Origin of the sequence: Hoyosella subflava DQS3-9A1, from assembly GCF_000214175.1 — a bacterium.
Classification (GTDB): domain Bacteria; phylum Actinomycetota; class Actinomycetes; order Mycobacteriales; family Mycobacteriaceae; genus Hoyosella; species Hoyosella subflava.
In genome coordinates, this window is record NC_015564.1 from 1,416,984 (window position 1) to 1,435,825 (window position 18,842).

Here is an 18,842-nt window from a genome sequence, read left to right on the forward strand (position 1 = left end):
GTGTGGCCCTCTTCACAGGTCCGCGTACCCTGACAAAATGGCGCAATCATGCTGGCCGTGAGTGACAGGTTGTACATCCTTGTCGGGCGCGGGTGTGAAGTGTCGCTATCTGAGTGAGGAGGAGCGATGGGCGTACCAGTGAAATGGGTGCTAGCGCAGCCGGATCTTGCGCTTGAGCTCAAAGGCGGGGGAGCCGGCCTGACAAGGACGATCACCCTCGTGCTGACAACCGAACTCGAAGATCCATTCCGCTGGCTGTCGGGCGGAGAACTCATCCTCACAACGGGGATAACAATGCCACTGAGCACTGCCGACCGGGCTCACTACATTCGTAGGCTCGTTGAATGTGACGTTGCGGCATTGGGTTTCGGCACCGGGCTATCGCACCCCACGGTCCCCGCAGATCTGATCGTCGCCGCGAATGAAGCGGGTCTTCCGCTGCTCGAAGTGCCCCTTCCGACGCCCTTCGCCGCGATCCACAAAAAGGTGATGACACGGCTCGCCGAGCAGCAGTACGAAGCGGTCCTCCGTGCGTCCCGCGCGCAGCCACGAATGACGCGCGCTGTCATCCAGGGCGGGACGACGGCAACGCTACGGGAACTAGGTTCGGCGATCCGGGCGACGGTACTTCTCGTGGATAAGGCTGGCCGGGTGACTGACACGCAGCCGGCACCGGTCGATCGTGGCGCGGTGGAACAGGTGAGAGCGCTGATCGACGCCGGTACAGCTACCAGCCGCGTGTCCGTGCTCCCTGATGGTTCGTCTGTAGCAGTACAGACCATCGCGGTAGGCCAGGTGATTCATGGCTACCTAGCAGTGCTCAGTCCAGCGCCCCTGGGCAGCGCTGAACAGCTGCTTCTCGGCCACGCCAACTCGCTCTTGGCGCTGGATTTCGAGAAGCCAGTCCGCCTGCGCGCCACACAGAACAAACTGAACAGCGCAGCGCTCGGACAGGTGCTAGCCGACGCGGCCGACAGGGCCGCCGCATGGGCTCAGGTCCGCACCGCAGCCGATGACCATGGCCTTATCCGTGTCCTCACCCTCGTTTCGGGCGATCCAGATGTTCTCGAACGCGCAACGCGGGCAGCCGAAGAACAACTCCACGACGCAGGCCGGCCGTCGTTCACCTACCGGCACAATGGTGAGCTGACTGTGCTGCTGAACGGTTCAGACGACGCTGCGTTCGCGCATTCCCTCCTCAAAGGACTGCGGTCGGATGAGCTCAAATCAGTTCGTGCAGGGCTGAGTTCCGCGCTCGCAGTGGATCAGGTACGAAATGCGGCAGGTAACGCGGCGCTCGCGGCTTCGGCCGCTGAATACGGCGGCACGCCGCTGGAGTTCGCGCGCCTTGCCGGTCACGCGCTTCTCGCGTTCCCGGAGGCCCGTCAGGTCCTCGCCGCGCTCGCGGACACTCTCATCACTCCGCTTGCCGAGTACGACAAGCAGAACAGCACCGAACTCCTGCCATCGCTGCGGGCATTTCTCGAAGCGAACGGTCATTGGGAATCCGCGGCCGCGGTGCTGGGCGTCCATCGGCACACCTTGCGCAACCGTATCGCGCGTGCCGAGGCGATACTGAACTGCGACCTGAGTGTGGCAAGGGTTCGCGCGGAACTCTTGCTCGGGCTGATCGTCCAGCAGTCATGACTCGTGGAATGCCTCACAGGCCCCGAACGCCTTGAACGCCGCAGTGACCACGCACAATCGTGCTGGGGTCACGTGGCCGCTCGCTTTCAGTTCGCCGATGAGCGTGCTGAGGCGTCCGGTCTGTGTTGTCTGTGCAATCCACCGGGTCACAAGGTCGTGCGCGGGTGCCTCGAGGTCTGAGGACGTCAGAAGCAACCGCCGAACAAGCTGGTGCCATTGGTGATTCAGTTCGGCAACCAGGATGGTGTTCGCGAGCGCATCCCAATGGTCGGCCTCAGCGGGCGTGTTTTGCGCGACATCTTGCGCCAGCCAGTCGAGCCCGACAGCCCGTCCCACTTCGGTGTACGTTTGCGCGACAGCACCAATTGGGCGGCCCGTAGCCCGTGCTGTGTCCGACAACGCGAAGCCATGTGCGAGCAGACGCAGCGTCGCCAGGTCAGGATCCAAGAGTCCACGAAGCTGAGGTAACTTTGCTTTCAGCGCTTCAATGTGAGGCTTGTACTGAGTGATCAGATCACGAGCGGGCATCTTCGGTGCGTGTTGCAACATCCACGCCGTAGCGGTTTCGATCAGTTCCTGAACGCTGGTGAGAAGCGCCATGCGCGTGTGCGGCGCCATGTCGAGCGTATCCAGACTTTGCCACACAGAATCGATGCTGAAGACGTCCCGGACCACCCAATAGGCCACTGCGATCTGGGGAGTTGTCACACCGAACTGTTCCTCGAGGCGGCGGACGAGGCCAGGACCGACGCGGTTGATGATCTCACCCGCGACCACAACTGACTTGATCTCGCGAGCCAGCTGATGGGTGTGCAGGTATCCGGCCGCTGCCTTACGTATCAGCGGCGGGAAGTAGTCAGTGACCGTGTGCGCGAAGATAGGATTGTCGAGGACAGACGAGTCCGCGAGCTCCTGGCGCACGAGGTTTTTGGATTGCGCGAGGAGAACCGCGATCTCTGGCCGTACCAGGCCTGTGCCCGCCACGTGACGTGCCCGGAGTTCCGCGTCGGACGGCAGTCCTTCGCCGTCCCGGGTGATCCCCGCTGATACTTCGAGGTTCTCGATCAGTCGTTCATGTCTGCTGACCAGGAACCGTGAATGTGCTTCTGCCAGGCTGAGGGCGAGTGTCTGCCTGTCGGAGTCCGCCAGAACGGCGGCCGCGACGTCGTCGGCAGCGGCCGCCAGCACGCTGTTCCTCTCGACGGTAGTCATCGACCCCGCCGTTACGACCGCGTCGAGCGCAATCTTGATGTTGACTTCGCGGTCCGATGTCGCGACACCTGCGGCGTTGTCGATGAAGTCGGCGTTGATCTTTCCGCCGCGCAGCGCGTATTCGACTCGCCCGCGCTGCGTAAAGCCGAGGTTTCCGCCTTCACCGACGGCGCGGCACGCAAGTTCGTGCGCGTTGACGCGGACGCTGTCGTTGACGGGGTCAGCTGCGACGCTGTGCCCCTCTGTGCTTGCCTTGACGTAGGTGCCGATACCGCCATTCCACAGCACGTCGACATGCGCGGTGAGGAGAGCTTTGATCAACTCATCGGGGGAGAGTTGCTGGGCCGTCACGCCCAGCCGCGACCGTACTTCTGGGGTGAGCCGGATCGTTTTCGCTGAACGCGACCACACGCCTCCACCGTCGGAGATCGCGGAGCGGCGGTAATCGTCCCAGCTACTGCGGGGGAGAGTCGCAAGTCGCTGACGCTCCTCGAAGGATGCCTCGGGGTCAGGATCCGGATCAAGGAAGATGTGTCGGTGATCGAAGGCTCCGATCAATCTGATGTGCCGCGAGAGCAGCATGCCGTTGCCGAAAACATCACCGGACATGTCACCGATGCCGGCCACAGTGAACGGATCGGTGTCGACGTCGATTCCGAGTTCAGCGAGGTGGCGCCGGACCGAGCACCAGGCTCCGCGGGCCGTGATGCCCATGGCTTTGTGGTCGTACCCCACAGAGCCGCCCGAAGCGAACGCGTCCCCCAGCCAGAAGCCACGTGAGGTCGCGATGCTGTTTGCCAAGTCGGAGAAAGTCGCAGTGCCCTTGTCCGCCGCCACCACGAGATACGGGTCGGACCCGTCATAGGTTCTCGTATTCGCCGGTGTGACGACTTTCTGGTCGATGATGTTGTCAGTAACGTCGAGCAGCGCGCCAATGAAATCGCTATAGGCCGCACGCACCCCGTGCGGTGTCGTCTCGCCCCGCACGACGAATGCACCTTTCGCGCCGTTCGGAACGATGAGTGAGTTCTTCACAACCTGGGTTTTGAGCAGGCCAAGAACCTCGGTGCGGAAGTCATCTTTGCGATCCGACCAGCGCAACCCACCGCGGGCAATCAGGCCACCGCGCACATGGCTGCCTTCGACTCGTGGCCCGTGAACGAAGACCTCCCGGAACGGTGTCACCGCTGTCTTTACCGTCAGCAGGGACGGGTCGACCTTAAAAGCGAGTGTTTGCGGCTGGGGTACTTGGAACCAGTTCGTCCGCAACGTCGCATCCAGGAATGAATGCAATGCGCGAAGCAGCCGATCCTCGTCCAGGGTTGAGGTCGTCGCAATGCTCGCGGTGACAATTTCGCTGAGCACGCGTGCGTCGCGGCCGGACTCAGGTTCGAAGCGGGCATGGAACAAACCGATCCAGGAGCGCACGAAATCCGGATGCCGCACAAGGATCTCGACCGTATTCTTCTCGGCTAGCTTGAGTCCCGCCTGGCGCAGATACCGGCAGGCTGCACGAACCAGCGCAACACATTGCCAGTCGATATGAGCTGTGCAGATCAACCGTGCGTAAGGGTCGATCTCGAACTCATCATTGGCTGCGGCAAGGAGGGCGGCCGACAGCATGGCCGCGGTGCCCTCCTTCCACGCGAAATCAGGGGGACAGAAGGTGAATCGATGTCCTCCGCCGACGGATTCGTGCGAGGCGACCCGCAGTCCAAGGTCCGCGAACGTGGCAACGAGATCTGCCAGGAGCGGGGCGCTGTCAGGCCACGAGAGGAACGCGACAGGAGCCTCGTCTCGGGTGGGGCTGGTGAAGCTGAAAGTGGGTGCTGCCTGGTTCAGTGTCTGAGTCATGACGGTCTGCTTTCTCGTGCGCCGGTGCCATCAGTGTGTCTGTGTGAGACCAGTGCCACAGCTGCCGAAATGGAGCGTGGCGACCCGATAGGTACGCCAGTTTGAACGTTGCAGCGTTACCCTGGCAGCATGCTTGCTGCCGCCTTGATCGCGACGATCGTGGGTTTTGCTTTCTTGGTCGCAGCGCTCCTCACCGGAAACCTCCTGTGGGCGTGGATCTGCATCGGAATTTGCGTGGCCGGCATTGCGGGCCTCATTGTCGACGCGGTGCGGCCAGCCAGGGGGTCGGTGGAAGACGAGGATGCGTCCGGAACGCGTTAGCCCGCAGCGGTGCGCGTGCCGTATCATCGCAAGCAGACAGCGCTGATCCGGCCATCACCGGGGAGCTTTCGGAAGAACAGCACACTACGGAGTGCCCAGTAGAACCGAACGGGTAGGCCCGTCACAGCCTGGAGATGAGCGGCGGTTCCTCGTGGATCGCAAGCGGGGTGGTACCGCGGTGAGAATTACTTCATCGTCCCCGTGCAGCAGGCGACAATCCGCAGCACGAGGAGTACCAGGTGTCAGGCACCGCGACCACAGGTAAGTATCCGCTCGTCAGCTTTCCCGGGGCAGATGAGCCTTCGCCACGTTTTCCCGACTTGGAAAAAGCTGTACTGAAGCAGTGGGACGCTGAAGGCGCCTTCCGTGAGAGCATTGCACGTCGTGCTGCTGCACCGGAGTTTGTTTTCTACGATGGTCCACCGTTCGCCAACGGACTGCCGCACTACGGTCACTTGCTCACGGGGTACGTGAAGGACCTCGTTCCGCGGTTCCAGACCATGCGGGGCAAGAAAGTCGAGCGCCGCTTCGGCTGGGATTGCCACGGTTTGCCGGCCGAAGTGGAGGCCGAGAAGCAACTCGGCATAAACCACAAGTCGGAAATCGAAACGATGGGGGTCGCCGAGTTCAACGACGCCTGCCGTAGCTCGGTTCTCCGATATACGCACGAGTGGCAGGAGTACGTGACCCGCCAGGCCCGCTGGGTCGACTTCGACAATGACTACAAGACGCTCGACACCGACTATATGGAGTCGGTGCTGTGGGCGTTTAAGACGCTCTGGGACAAGGGGCTTGTCTACGAGGGGTTCCGGGTTCTCTGGTACTGCTGGCGCTGTGAGACGCCGCTCTCAGCGACGGAAACCAAAATGGACGATGTCTATCGGATGCGGCAGGATCCCGCCGTCACTGTAGGAATGCGTCTCAAAGGGGATCTCGAAGGAACTCAAGCGCTGGTCTGGACGACAACCCCGTGGACGCTGCCGTCGAACCTTGCGATGGCTGTTCATCCTGAGGTCGAATACGTCCAGGTGATGGCGGAGAACGGCCAGAAGTTCCTCCTCGCCGAAGCTCGCCTGGGCCACTATGCCCGCGAACTCGGCAAAGAACCGGAAATCCTTGCGCGTTACAGCGGTGCGGACCTCGTCGGTATGCAGTACACCCCGGTCTTCGACTTCTTCGAGGGGCGCGAAAACGCGCACCAGATCCTGACCGCGGACTACGTGACCACCGGCGACGGAACGGGCATCGTTCACATCGCCCCCGCATTCGGTGAGGATGACAAGGTTGTCACCGATGCGGCCGGTATCGAGGCAGTGGTGCCTGTGGACTCCCGCGGTGAGTTCACTTCAGAAGTTCCGCCGTACGCCGGACAGCAGGTTTTCGACGCCAACAAAGCGATCACTGCTGACCTCAAGCAGGCCGGTGTGCTCCTGCGTCACGAAACCTACGACCACCCGTACCCGCACTGCTGGCGCTGCAACAACCCGCTGATCCAGCGCGCTGTGTCGTCCTGGTTCGTCGAGGTGACGGCGTTCCGCGACCGCATGGTCGAGTTGAACAAGCAGATCAACTGGGTGCCGGAACACATCCGCGACGGTCAGTTCGGAAAATGGCTCGAGGGTGCACGCGACTGGTCGATCAGCCGTAACCGCTACTGGGGCAGCCCCATCCCCGTGTGGAAGTCGGACGACCCCACCTATCCGCGTATCGACGTCTACGGCTCACTGGATGAACTTGAGCGCGACTTCGGAGTGCGCCCGGAAGACCTGCATAGGCCCTACATCGACGACCTCACGCGGCCGAATCCGGATGACCCTACGGGTAAATCGGTGATGCGCCGTGTCCCTGAGGTATTGGACTGCTGGTTCGAGTCCGGGTCGATGCCGTTCGCGCAGGTCCACTACCCGTTCGAGAATCGGGAGTGGTTCGACGGCCATTACCCCGGTGACTTCATCGTCGAATACAACGGTCAGACGCGCGGCTGGTTCTACACCCTGCATGTACTCGCGACGGCGCTATTCGACTGCCCCTCGTTCCGCACCGTCATCGCGCACGGAATTGTTCTCGGTGACGACGGCCTGAAGATGAGCAAATCGAAGGGCAACTATCCGGACGTCAACGAAGTGTTCGAGCGGGACGGCTCAGACGCCATGCGCTGGTTCCTCATGGCGTCACCGGTGCTGCGCGGCGGCAACCTTATCGTCACTGAGCAAGGCATCCGTGAAGGCGTGCGGCAAGCGCTGCTCCCGATGTGGAACGCGTGGAGTTTCTTGCGGCTGTACGCGGACCGGCAAGCCACCTGGCGTACTGATTCCCAGCACGTTCTGGACCGTTACATCCTGGCGAAACTGCGTGAATCGCGCGATGTCATCACTGAATCACTGGAGAACAACGACATCGCAACCGCCTGTGACACGTTGCGGCAGTTCAGTGACGCGCTGACGAACTGGTATGTGCGCCGGTCCCGCACTCGCTTCTGGGAAGGGCAGGACACCCAGGCAGATGCATTCGACACGCTGCACACTGTCCTCGAAGTGACGTGCCGTCTTGCTGCGCCCCTGCTCCCGCTCATGACAGAGGTGATCTGGCGTGGGCTCACCGGCGGCCAGTCGGTACATTTCGCCGATTGGCCCGCAGCGGATGACATCCCTGCTGATCCCGAACTGGTGGCGGCGATGGATGAAGCACGATCAGTGTGCTCAACGGTTCTGAGCCTGCGGAAGGCGCAGAAACTGCGTGTCCGACTGCCCCTCGCGTCGTTGACCATTGCAGCGTCCGATGCTGACCGCCTGAAGCCGTTCACTGACATCATCGCCGATGAAGTCAACGTGAAGCATATCGATCTCACGACCGACGTCGACGTGCACGGCCGGTTTGAGCTTGCTGTCAACGCGCGCGCCGCCGGGCCCCGGCTTGGAAAGGACGTGCAGACCGCGATCCGGGCGGTCAAATCGGGGGACTGGACCGCCAACGATGACGGCACGGTGACCGCCGCCGGAATCGTATTACAGCCGGAAGAGTTCACGCAGCGTCTGGTAGCCGCCGAGCCTGAATCCACCTCTGCGCTGCCCGGCGGCGCTGGCGTTGTCGTGCTTGATCTGACGATCACCGACGAACTCGAGGCGGAGGGCTGGGCGAAAGACCGAATCCGGGAGCTGCAGGAACTGCGCCGCACGCTCGGTCTCGACGTTTCGGACCGCATCCGCGTGCAGCTGCGTGTACCTGCTGACAAGCTCGAGTGGGCGCAACGGCATGCAGACCTCATCGCACGCGAGATTCTGGCGGTCGACTTCTCGGTCGACTCATCAGGTGCCTCCACTCATGTACATGATCTGGGCAGCGGCGTTTACGCGGACGTACAGGTCGCATAGGGTGTGTCGCCGCACACGAATTTAAGAAGTAATTGTGGATGCGGGGAGTATGCGCCACTGAAGGCCGGCGGGGTCGTACTATCTGTGGGCAGAGGCTGCCTGTGCCGGTGTGGCATCAGTCGTTCACATCGGTGTGATGACAAGCAAAGGACGTATCGTTGAAACTTCGGAACATGATCATCGCGGGCGTGGCCGCGCCCGCACTGGCCCTGTCTGCCTGCGGTTCGGACGAAAACGGTGAGGCAATGGACGATGGTGCCGGCACCACCGCCGCGCCGACCGCTGAGTGTGAGGTCCCGGCTGGTGATACGCCCACAGGTGCAGAACTGATGGCGCTGCTGGACGATGCACTCGATCCGTCACTTCCCACTGAGGAGAAAGCCAGCCTCATCGAAGGTGGCGGCGACGATCCAGAACTGTGGGCGCAGCTCGCAGATCAGGCCGCACAGAATCCGGACATCCAGTATGAGATCCCGGACACGCCTGACGCGGTCTTCCCGTTGAGCGAGTGCGAGCTCAGCGTCGATTTCACCTTGCAGATCTCGCCTGACCAGGCACCGAACACGGGCAACTTGCTGTTCGTGGCTGAGGACGGTCAGTGGAAGCTGTCCCGCGAGGATGCGTGCAGCTTCGCAACGTCATTCGGTCTTGAGACCGAGCTCTGCCCGTAGATCAGACTCGATCACTGCACGCCGGAAGGTTTCCACCTTCCGGCGTGCTTTCGTTTGAAGCGATGGTGTCTTAACTACGGACTGTCCCATTCGGTCGCCATCGACGTGCGCTGACGCACCACGTAGCCGGTGTCCGGATCGGAGTACTGCTGCGTGCCGTACATCTCAAAGCCGCCTTCGGTGGGGAGCGGGCGTTCCAGGTCCACCCTGAGAGACCCGGTCCCTTCGCCTGTGAATTCGTCGACCGCGACGCGTCCCTCACCAGGTACGTCGAGGTACGGAAGGCGTGGGCGCTGCTCGACGGCGAGATCGAGCAAGAGAGTGGTGCCGGACATTTCTCGCACGGTCACCGTTGTCCGTTGCACGATTTCCATCTGGCTCTCGATCGGCTGGTCGATCGTCCATTGCGCACCCTCGCCTACAGGTTCTTGAGGGAACGCGATCATTCCGTACACGGCCTGGAAGAGAGCTTGTTCGACGGCGCTGCGCGCGATGTCACTGGACTCCGCGTTGGGGGAGATCCGCAGCTCGGACACGGAGCCGTCAGCGCGGATCGTCATACCGGCACTGCTGCCTTCAGCGGCTGCGAGCGCGGAGTTGACGACGTTGTCGGGGCTTTCTGGGCGGCCCAGGGTCAGCGCGACGGACCATTCACCCCCATCTGCCGCTTCGACCTCGGTGTCGAGCGGGAGGGTGACCGGTGGGAGACCGAAGTCGCTCTCAGGGTCGTCGCCGAGTTGCTGGAACAGTTCGGAGCGAACAGTCACCACAGTCGAATGGGAGTCCCCCACAGAGAGGCTCGGGGCAAGGGTCTGGCGTGGTTCGGCGCCGGGCTCAACAAGACTGATTTCGAGCCCGGGTACAGGCACAGTGAACTCGCTAGGGATGTCTTCAGCTTCGTCAGCGATTGTTTCGGGTTCGCTTGCGCATGCGGCCGCCATCGACAATGCGACTCCCGCCACCGCGATGCGCAGGGAATTGCGTAAGAGGGAGGGACCGCTCCGTTTGGAAGAGGGGCCAGCAGACAGGGCAGATGATGAGAAATTGCCACGAAACTTCACAGCAGCGAGCGTAATGCACACGATGTGGGCTGCCCTGCTTACGTGCCGGCTGATGCGCGTCACGGCGTGCGCCCGTCAGAAGAACTCACGGGATAAGGGATGATGTCTGTGTGAGTCACGACGACACCCAACCTGAAATCGCACATCCGAAACGTTTGCGCCTCCTGTTTTCCGTGGCAGTGGTGGTGCTCGCGCTCGACCTTGTCACCAAGTCCGTGGCGGTTGCTCTGCTGGAGGACAGGGAGCCGGTACGGCTGCTCGGTGGCGCGGTGTACCTCGTGCTCTACCGCAACCCAGGTGCGGCGTTTTCGATGGCAACAGGGATGACGTGGTTGCTTACGCTCGTTGCCATCACCGTTGTCGTCGTCATAATCAGGCTGAGCCGCAATCTCCGCTCGTTGCCCTGGGCGCTTGGGCTCGGTTTTGTTCTCGGCGGTGCGTTAGGCAACCTCGCCGACCGGATGTTCCGAGCACCAGGTCCGATGCAGGGACACGTGGTCGACTTCGTGTCCTTGTTTGCCCCAGACGGGAGCGTATGGCCAGTATTCAACGTGGCTGACCCCGCCATCGTGGGCGGCGCCATCTTCCTTGTCGCTCTGACATTTCTCGGGCTCGACCCGGATGGGCAGCGACATTCGAAGAAGGAGCAAGTCGACGAAGAGGGCAAGCGATGATGACACCGCAGTCTTTTTCTGCCCGGTCGATGCCGGTGCCTGATGGGCTTGAGGGGATGCGGGTTGATGCGGGTCTCGCGCGGCTGCTCGGATTGTCACGGACGGCAGTTGCGACACTCACGGACAATGGCTCCGTCCTCGTCGATGGCGCGGTCGCGGGGAAGTCAGATCGTCTGCATGCGGGAGCGTGGCTTGAGGTCGAACTGCCCGAACCGAAGCGGGAACCGGAGAACCGGCCGGAGCCCGTCGAGGGGATGACGATCCTTTTCGCCGACAGCGACATTGTTGCGGTCGATAAGCCCGCTGGGGTCGCTGCGCACGCCAGTGTCGGCTGGACCGGACCGACGGTGCTCGGCGGTCTCGCCGCCGCAGGCTACCGGATATCCACGTCCGGCCCGCCGGAGCGGCAAGGCATTGTCCACCGGCTCGATGTTGGGACCTCGGGAGTCATGCTCGTCGCGGTATCCGAACGTGCGTACAGCATCATGAAACGCGCATTCAAATACCGCAACGTCAAAAAGCAGTACCACACCCTGGTGCAAGGTCATCCTGATCCCAGTAGCGGCACGATCGAGGCTCCGATAGCGCGGCACGGCAGCAATGACTGGAAGTTCGCGGTCCGCGCCGACGGTAAACACAGCGTGACCCATTACGACACGATCGAAGCTTTCCAGGCAGCAAGTCTTCTCAGCGTTGACCTCGAGACCGGTCGTACCCATCAGATCCGCGTTCATTTCTCCGCTCTCAAACACCCGTGCTGCGGCGATCTGACATACGGTGCGGACCCGCGCCTCGCCGAGCGTCTAGGACTGGAACGTCAATGGCTGCACGCCTGCTCCCTCGGGTTTGCTCACCCAGCGGATGGCCGCTGGGTCGAGATCACCAGTGAATACCCAGCAGATCTGCGTCACGCACTCGACGTGCTCAATGCGCACTAACGGAATAGCCGCGGATGGCTGAGTGGAACAACGCGCGCCGGTGGCGCGTCACCTGCGCTGTTGTTTTTATGGGATTTCTCGTGGTCGTGGTCACCGTCGGATACGTCACACCCCCGAGGAGCAGCGATTCGATCCGAACAGACCGGCTTGGTCCCGTCAGCGGGGAATCCGCTGAGGAGTATGCGGTGCGGGCAGCTGCTGCGCTAAACGAAGCACCCGAAGAGACGGCCTGGGCGCTCCTGACGTTCGATCCTCCCGCGCGTTCGGCAGAGGTGATCGACGCGACCGGAGATACACGAATCTCTCGCGTCGTGGTCGATGGTGGCGCTGGGGCCCGGCCTGACGACGACGAGTACCGCGTCCTGCCTGACATGCCGATCGACTTGCCGTCCCCGGTGCCGGGAGTAATTACGTCCCACGAGGCGCTCGAAACTGCGGTTTCGAGCGCGCTGTCCCGGCTCCGGACATTCCGTGGAGCATTCGAGGATGGGACACCGCCTGACTGCACATGTGTGGTGGGGGTTGTGGTGCGCGCCGATGGTGAGACACTGCGAAGCATCGCCGAGCACGAAAGTGTGTCCACAGCGGAACCGCTGCCAGGTGATGCCGTCTGGGGACGATTCGCTGTGCGGGCACGGTGATGAAACTCTCCCGCGTTGCCCCTGCAGAAGGAGTTGCCTTAGGTGCGGGAGCGTACGCCTGCTGGGGGTTGTTTCCAGCCTTCTTCGGCCTGCTTGCGGTATCAGCGCCGCTGGAGATTCTTGCTCACCGCGTTGTCTGGACGGCGGTGCTGATGGTGGGCGTTGTTCTCGTGATCGGCCGGATCAGACCATTTTTGTCCATGGGTGGTCGCGCGTGGCTGCTCGTTGCCGCAGCATCGGTGTTCATCACAACAAATTGGGGCGTCTACATCTTTGGCGTTGTCAGCGGCCGAGTAGTCGAGACAGCACTCGGATATTTCATTAACCCACTAGTAAGCGTCATGCTGGGTGTCGTCTTCTTCCGTGAGCGCCTGAATCGCACGCAAATCGCGGCGGTCCTCATCGCGTTGACGGCAGTACTTGTCTTGACACTCGATTATGGACGCCCACCCATCATCGCCCTCTGCCTTGCCTTCTCGTTCGCGATGTACGGCGTCGTGAAGAAAGTGATGCCACTAGACCCCAGACTCAGCGTTGCCGGTGAAGCGCTCTTTGCGGCACCATTCGCGATTACATTTCTGGTCGTTCTGGGTGTCAGCGGCGCCGCGACCTTCCTAAGTGAAGGCCCGGGGCACACCGCGCTGCTGATCGCAGCTGGCCCGGTGACGGCGCTGCCGCTGCTACTCTTCGCTGCCGCAGCGCAACGAGTTCCGCTCGTGACAATGGGGATACTGCAGTATTTGACACCGGCCTTGCAGATGGCATGGGGGGTGCTCGTATTACACGAGGACATGCCGGCCTCGCGGTGGCTGGGCTTCACGCTCATTTGGTGTGCCCTTGCTGTGTTCACCACGGATTCTGTGCGCCGCTCCCGGCGCAGGATGCGATCGCCGGCGGTAGTCGATCCACCTCGCTGACGTCTATCGCGGACGATTCAGCGCGAGGACCGAAAGCAGTTCGTAGGCGACATGGGCGGCGGCGATACCGGTGATCTCCGCATGGTCGTACGCTGGCGCGACTTCGACGATGTCGGCGCCGACGATGTTCATATCAGTGAGCCCGCGAAGTGTCTGCAGCAATTCGCGGGACGTCAGACCGCCGGCCTCGGGCGTGCCGGTCCCGGGGGCGAACGCGGGATCGAGCACATCGATATCGATCGAGACGTAGACCGGGCCGTCTGCACTGGTTCCGAGTCTGCGGCGCATGCGGTCGATAATGCTTGCCACGCCGTCAGTCTGGTAATCGTCCGACCGCACGATCTGAAACCCGAGCATATCGTCGTCTTCGAGGTCTTTTTTGCTGTAGAGAGGACCTCGGATACCGATGTGTTGTGAGCGCTCCATATCGATCAGCCCCTCCTCGCTGGCCCGGCGGAAGGGCGTGCCGTGCGTGTAGCGGGCGCCGAAGTACGTATCCCAGGTGTCGAGGTGCGCGTCGAAATGGAGGACTGCGACCTTGCCGTGGTCACGATGCAGAGCGCGAAGGAGGGGCAATGCGATTGTGTGATCGCCGCCGAGGGTGAGCACTGTTGATCCGTCGCGGCGCAAATCAGTGACTGCCGACTGAACAGCCACGAGTGCGTCGTTGATGTCGAACGGGTTCACCCCGAGATCGCCGAAGTCAGCCACCTGCTGCGCCGCGAAAGGATGAACGTCCAGGCCAGGGTGGTAAGGGCGTAAGAGCTTAGACGCTGCCCGGATGTGATTCGGACCGAACCGGGCACCAGGACGGTAACTCACACCGGAATCGAAGGGGACACCGAGAATTGTGACGTCCGCTCGCGAGACTTCATCGAGTCGGGGGAGGCGAGCAAAGGTAGTCGGTTCAGCGAAGCGCGGTTTACGGGTCGCGTCCACCTGACCGACGTTTCCGTTGTCGCGAGCGCGCGGAACTTCGTCTGCGGGGTCCATAATTCATCTCCGTGGTCCGGTGGGAGTCAACCTAGCTTCTGGATACCACGGCGGAACATCTGGCGTCCCGCGGGATGACACAGTGGGACGATGACACAGTGAGTGCTGTAGTCGCTGCCCTTTACCAAGGGCCCGAGCGGGCCACCTCGGTTGCGGAGAATCTTCGTGCTGTTGACCTGGCCGCGAGGGAGGCGGCACGTGTGGGTGCCGCGATTCTCATCTGCCCGGAGATGTCCGCGACGGGTTACAACCTCGGCCCCCTTGTCGCTCAGCGTGCGGAACCGTCCCATGGCCCGATCGCCGACGAAGTAGGCGCGACGGCCCGGCGGTACTCCATTGCGATCGCGTACGGTTACCCGGAACTAGCCGCAGGCGCCGTCTACAACAGCGTGCAGGTCGTAAGTGCGTCGGGAACTCCGCTTGCCCACTACCGCAAGACCCACCTGTTCGGCGCTCTTGACCGAGATCACTTCCTGCCCGGAATGGAACTCGTCGTCCAATTTGATCTTTCCGGCATACGCTGCGGGTTGCTGACGTGCTACGACGTGGAGTTCCCGGAGACGGTCCGTGCGCACGCCGACGCGGGCACGCAATGGCTGATCGTGCCCACTGGATTGATGCGGCCCTTTGAGAGGGTGGCGAAGACGCTTGTGCCCGCTCGTGCGTACGAGAGCCAGATGTTCATCACCTACGTCAACCGGTGCGGAACCGAAGCGCAAGTCGAATACTGCGGCCTGAGCTGCGCGGTTGCGCCAGACGGTACCGAATTGGCCCGTGCCGGAGCAGCGGAACAGTTGATCGTGACCGAAATCGACCTCGCGGTGCTGGAGGCGTCGCGTGTCGTCAACACGTACCTGCAAGACCGCCGTCGCGATCTCTATTGATGCCTAAGGCAGCGCACGGCCGATACAAAAATTGTCAGTGGGAGCGCCTAGCATGAGTGGGCCACGTTGGTAGCTACGCTGGGTGCGCGGGATCGCTGGACTGCGGGGAGAGGTACTTGTGACTGATACGGGGTCGTTCGTCCATCTGCACAACCACACCGAGTACTCCATGCTCGATGGTGCGGCGAAGGTAAAACCGCTCTTTGCCGAAGCCCAGCGCCTCGGCATGACTGCGGTTGGCATGACGGACCACGGCAACATGTTCGGTGCGAGCGACTTCTACAACGCTGCGGTGAAAGCGGACATCAAGCCGATCATCGGGATCGAGGCGTACGTCGCCCCTGAGTCGCGGTTCAACCTGAAGCGCGTCCGCTGGGGCGACCCGTCGCAGAAGTCCGACGATGTGTCGGGTAGCGGTGCCTACACGCATATGACAATGGTTGCCGCCAACGCAACTGGCTTACGGAACCTCTTCACACTCTCGTCCCTCGCCTCGATCGAAGGTCAGTTGGGCAAATGGCCGCGAATGGACGCGGAACTGATCGCGGAGCATTCCGAGGGGATCATCGCCACTACCGGCTGCCCCTCCGGTGAGTTGCAGACCAGGCTGCGCCTAGGGCATGAACGCGAGGCTCTCGAGGCCGCGGCGAAGTGGCAGGAAATCTTCGGGCCTGAGAACTTCTTCCTCGAATTGATGGATCACGGAATCTCGATCGAACGCCGCGTGCGTGAGGGCCTTCTGGAGGTGGGCCGGAAGCTCGGCATTCCGCCCATCGTGACTAATGACTGCCACTACGTGACCGTCGATCAGGCGCGCAGCCATGAGGCGCTGCTTTGCGTACAGACCGGGAAAACACTTAGTGACCCGACCCGCTTCAAGTTCGACGGCGACGGGTACTACCTGAAGTCGGCTGCTGAGATGCGCGCGGCGTGGGACGAAGAGGTGCCCGGCGCGTGCGACAACACCCTGCTGATCGCGGAGCGTGTCGAGTCATACAAGGAAGTCTGGACGCACCGCGACCGGATGCCGGTGTTCCCCGTGCCAGACGGTGAGACTCAGGCAACGTTCCTGTACAAGCAGGTCCACGAGGGTTTGGAGCGGCGGTTCCCAGGCGCGGTTCCGCCGGAGTACACGAAGCGCGCTGACTACGAGCTCGATGTCATCAACCAAATGGGCTTCCCGGCCTACTTCCTTGTGGTGGGTGACCTTGTGCGGCACGCGGGAGAGGTGGGAATCCGGGTCGGCCCGGGCCGAGGCTCCGCAGCGGGTTCACTGGTCGCTTTCGCGCTCGGCATTACCAACATCGATCCCATCCCGCACGGGCTGCTCTTCGAACGGTTCCTCAACCCCGAGCGCGTGTCCATGCCTGATATCGACATCGACTTCGATGATCGGCGTCGCGGCGAGATGGTGCGGTACGCAACAGATCGCTGGGGGAGTGACCGTGTAGCCCAGGTGATTACATTCGGAACAATTAAGACCAAAGCGGCGATCAAAGACTCAGCACGGGTGCTCTTCGGTCAGCCGGGATTTGCGATCGCCGACCGGATCAGTAAGGCGCTCCCGCCGCCGATCATGGCTAAGGACATTCCGCTGCACGGGATCATGAATCCTGAGCACGAAAGGTACAAAGAAGCCACCGAGGTACGGTCGCTGATCGAAACTGATCCCGACGTCCGCAAGATCTATGAAACAGCGATTGGTTTGGAGGGGCTGATCCGCAACGCAGGTGTGCACGCCTGCGCGGTCATCATGTCATCCGAGCCCCTCATGGAAGCGATTCCGCTGTGGAAGCGCCAGCAGGATGGCGCCATCATCACCGGATGGGACTACCCGTCTTGTGAGGACATCGGCCTCCTCAAGATGGACTTCCTCGGTCTTCGGAACCTCACGGTGATCGGTGACGCGATCGAAAATCTCAAGTCAAACCGCGGGATCGACATAGACCTCGACACCCTCACACTCGATGATCCGAAAGCGTATGAACTACTCGCGCGTGGTGACACGCTCGGCGTGTTCCAGCTCGACGGTTCTGCGATGCGCGACCTGCTACGCCGAATGCAGCCGACCGGATTCGAGGACATCGTCGCCGTGCTTGCGCTGTACCGGCCCGGTCCGATGGGCATGAATGCCCACAACGACTACGCGGACAGAAAGAATGGGCGCCAAGAAGTGCGCCCAATCCACCCCGAACTCGAGGAGCCGCTGAAGGAGATCCTCTCGGAGACGTACGGCCTGATTGTCTATCAAGAGCAGATCATGCAGATCGCTCAGAAGGTGGCTGGTTACTCACTCGGACGCGCCGACATTCTGCGCCGCGCAATGGGCAAGAAGAAGGCTGAGGTCCTCGCTGCTGAGTTCGACGGCTTCCAGGAAGGTATGCGCGCCAACGGCTTCGGTGACAAGGCGATCACCGCGCTGTGGGACACTATCCTCCCGTTCGCTGGCTACGCGTTCAACAAGTCGCACGCAGCTGGATACGGGCTGGTCTCGTACTGGACCGCCTACCTGAAGGCGAACTATCCAGCGGAGTACATGGCGGGTCTGCTGACGTCGGTTGGTGACGACAAGGACAAGGCAGCCATTTATCTTGCGGACTGCCGCAAGATCGGGGTCACGGTGCTGCCTCCGGACGTCAACGAGTCGGAGCAGAACTTTACCTCGGTGGGTGACGACATTCGCTTCGGGCTTGGCGCCGTCCGCAACGTCGGCTCAAACGTCGTCTCCTCAATCATTAAGGGCCGCAACGAGAAGGGGAGCTTCACCTCGTTCTCCGACTATCTCGGCAAAGTCGATGCCGCTGCATGCGGCAAGAAGGCCATCGAATCTCTCATCAAAGCTGGGGCTTTCGATTCGCTCGATCACCCGCGCAAAGGGCTAGTCCTCATCCATTCGGATGCCGTCGACTCGGTGATGAATACGAAAAAGGCCGAGGCGATCGGTCAGTTCGATCTCTTCGGTGGAGGTGGGGCTGATGATGAAATCGCGAGCGTATTCGAAGTAAAGGTGCCCGAAGAAGAATGGGACACGAAGCACCGCTTGGCACTTGAGCGGGAGATGCTCGGTCTCTACGTTTCGGGCCACCCGCTCAACGGCATTGAACACCTCATTGCCGCGCAGACCGATACACAGATCACGGCGATCCTCGAAGGCATCGTCAAAGACGGGGCCCAAGTAACGGTTGGCGGAATCTTCGCCTCCGTGACGCGGCGCGTGAACAAGAACGGTCAGCCCTGGGCGGCGGCGCAGCTTGAAGACCTCGAGGCGGGCATCGAGGTGATGTTCTTCCCCCAGGCGTACTCGGTGTACGGGATGGAAGTAACCGAAGATGCGATCGTGTTGATCCGAGGGCGTCTCAAAGTCCAGGACGATCGCATCTCCATCATCGCCAACGACCTTGTGGTGCCAGACCTCTCGGACATCGGTGTTGCTCAGCCCGTCGCACTGAGCATGCACACACGCATGTGCACGCCCGACAAGGTGGGCGCTCTCAAGCAGGTGCTGACGCGTCATCCCGGTCAGGCGGACGTCCACGTCCGACTGATGACTGGCGATCGGACAACGACACTCAAACTTGACGACGGATACCGGGTAACGCCGTCGTCCGCACTCATGGGTGATCTCAAAGCGCTACTTGGCCCCGGATGCTTGGGCTGA

At 61.9% G+C, this 18,842-nt stretch carries 13 protein-coding genes; 10 read left to right on the top strand and 3 right to left on the bottom strand.

What is annotated here, in order from left to right; translation table 11 throughout:
* Positions 1-126 precede the first annotated feature (126 nt).
* The gene (locus AS9A_RS06590; RefSeq protein ID WP_013806164.1) at positions 127-1,647 is read left to right on the top strand and encodes a PucR family transcriptional regulator; all 1,521 of its coding nucleotides are present in this window, start codon (positions 127-129) and stop codon (positions 1,645-1,647) included.
* Here AS9A_RS06590 and AS9A_RS06595 read toward each other — a convergent pair.
* The gene (locus AS9A_RS06595; protein WP_013806165.1) at positions 1,642-4,713 is read right to left on the bottom strand and encodes an NAD-glutamate dehydrogenase domain-containing protein; all 3,072 of its coding nucleotides are present in this window, start codon (positions 4,711-4,713) and stop codon (positions 1,642-1,644) included. The genes AS9A_RS06590 and AS9A_RS06595 overlap by 6 nt on opposite strands.
* Positions 4,714-4,842: 129 nt before the next feature.
* On the opposite strand from AS9A_RS06595, the gene AS9A_RS06600 reads away from it, so the two are divergent.
* The 3 genes from AS9A_RS06600 (at position 4,843) to AS9A_RS06610 (ending at position 9,076) form a co-directional block, all read left to right on the top strand.
* A complete protein-coding gene (locus AS9A_RS06600; protein ID WP_013806166.1) occupies positions 4,843-5,034 on the top strand; it encodes a hypothetical protein in 192 nt (63 codons plus the stop codon).
* Between the two features lie 239 nt (positions 5,035-5,273).
* Positions 5,274-8,405: an isoleucine--tRNA ligase gene (gene ileS / locus AS9A_RS06605; RefSeq protein WP_013806167.1), complete on the top strand. Its 3,132-nt coding sequence runs from the start codon at positions 5,274-5,276 to the stop codon at positions 8,403-8,405.
* A gap of 158 nt (positions 8,406-8,563) precedes the next feature.
* Positions 8,564-9,076 (top strand): hypothetical protein, encoded by a 513-nt coding sequence (locus AS9A_RS06610; RefSeq protein ID WP_013806168.1) that lies wholly within the window; start codon positions 8,564-8,566, stop codon positions 9,074-9,076.
* Between the two features lie 74 nt (positions 9,077-9,150).
* Here the strand turns inward: AS9A_RS06610 and AS9A_RS06615 are convergent, their stop codons facing one another.
* Positions 9,151-10,137, bottom strand: a complete 987-nt coding sequence (locus AS9A_RS06615) for a hypothetical protein (RefSeq protein WP_148262412.1) — start codon at positions 10,135-10,137, stop codon at positions 9,151-9,153.
* A 110-nt stretch (positions 10,138-10,247) separates the two neighbouring features.
* Here AS9A_RS06615 and lspA point away from each other — a divergent pair, with 110 nt between their 5' ends.
* Genes lspA through rarD form a run of 4 tightly spaced genes read left to right on the top strand, consistent with a single transcriptional unit; the run spans position 10,248 to position 13,307 of the window.
* The gene (gene lspA, locus AS9A_RS06620) at positions 10,248-10,811 is read left to right on the top strand and encodes a signal peptidase II (protein ID WP_013806171.1); all 564 of its coding nucleotides are present in this window, start codon (positions 10,248-10,250) and stop codon (positions 10,809-10,811) included.
* Positions 10,812-10,840: 29 nt separating this feature from the next.
* Entirely contained in the window at positions 10,841-11,749 is a 909-nt protein-coding gene (locus AS9A_RS06625; protein WP_041451616.1) for an RluA family pseudouridine synthase, read from the top strand.
* Positions 11,750-11,763: 14 nt separating this feature from the next.
* Positions 11,764-12,390: a hypothetical protein gene (locus AS9A_RS06630; protein WP_013806173.1), complete on the top strand. Its 627-nt coding sequence runs from the start codon at positions 11,764-11,766 to the stop codon at positions 12,388-12,390.
* A complete protein-coding gene (gene rarD, locus AS9A_RS06635; protein WP_013806174.1) occupies positions 12,390-13,307 on the top strand; it encodes an EamA family transporter RarD in 918 nt (305 codons plus the stop codon). Before AS9A_RS06630 ends, rarD begins: the two co-directional genes overlap by 1 nt.
* Before the next feature lie 3 nt (positions 13,308-13,310).
* Here the strand turns inward: rarD and speB are convergent, their stop codons facing one another.
* Positions 13,311-14,300 carry an agmatinase gene (speB, locus tag AS9A_RS06640; protein ID WP_013806175.1) on the bottom strand — a complete coding sequence of 330 codons (990 nt, stop codon included), beginning with the start codon at positions 14,298-14,300 and terminating at the stop codon, positions 13,311-13,313.
* Positions 14,301-14,374: 74 nt separating this feature from the next.
* On the opposite strand from speB, the gene AS9A_RS06645 reads away from it, so the two are divergent.
* Together AS9A_RS06645 and dnaE are read left to right on the top strand one after the other, a co-directional pair.
* A complete protein-coding gene (locus AS9A_RS06645; RefSeq protein ID WP_013806176.1) occupies positions 14,375-15,184 on the top strand; it encodes a carbon-nitrogen hydrolase family protein in 810 nt (269 codons plus the stop codon).
* A gap of 118 nt (positions 15,185-15,302) precedes the next feature.
* Positions 15,303-18,842 carry a DNA polymerase III subunit alpha gene (gene dnaE / locus AS9A_RS06650; RefSeq protein ID WP_041451617.1) on the top strand — a complete coding sequence of 1,180 codons (3,540 nt, stop codon included), beginning with the start codon at positions 15,303-15,305 and terminating at the stop codon, positions 18,840-18,842.

What these genes read in the sequence shown, in the direction of transcription:
- AS9A_RS06590 (WP_013806164.1), top strand. Translation starts at nt 127, where the DNA reads ATGGGCGTACCAGTGAAATGGGTGCTAGCGCAGCCGGATCTTGCGCTT.
- AS9A_RS06595 (WP_013806165.1), bottom strand. Translation starts at nt 4,713, where the DNA reads ATGACTCAGACACTGAACCAGGCAGCACCCACTTTCAGCTTCACCAGC.
- AS9A_RS06600 (WP_013806166.1), top strand. Translation starts at nt 4,843, where the DNA reads ATGCTTGCTGCCGCCTTGATCGCGACGATCGTGGGTTTTGCTTTCTTG.
- AS9A_RS06625 (WP_041451616.1), top strand. Translation starts at nt 10,841, where the DNA reads ATGCCGGTGCCTGATGGGCTTGAGGGGATGCGGGTTGATGCGGGTCTC.
- AS9A_RS06630 (WP_013806173.1), top strand. Translation starts at nt 11,764, where the DNA reads ATGGCTGAGTGGAACAACGCGCGCCGGTGGCGCGTCACCTGCGCTGTT.
- rarD (WP_013806174.1), top strand. Translation starts at nt 12,390, where the DNA reads ATGAAACTCTCCCGCGTTGCCCCTGCAGAAGGAGTTGCCTTAGGTGCG.
- speB (WP_013806175.1), bottom strand. Translation starts at nt 14,300, where the DNA reads ATGGACCCCGCAGACGAAGTTCCGCGCGCTCGCGACAACGGAAACGTC.
- AS9A_RS06645 (WP_013806176.1), top strand. Translation starts at nt 14,375, where the DNA reads ATGACACAGTGGGACGATGACACAGTGAGTGCTGTAGTCGCTGCCCTT.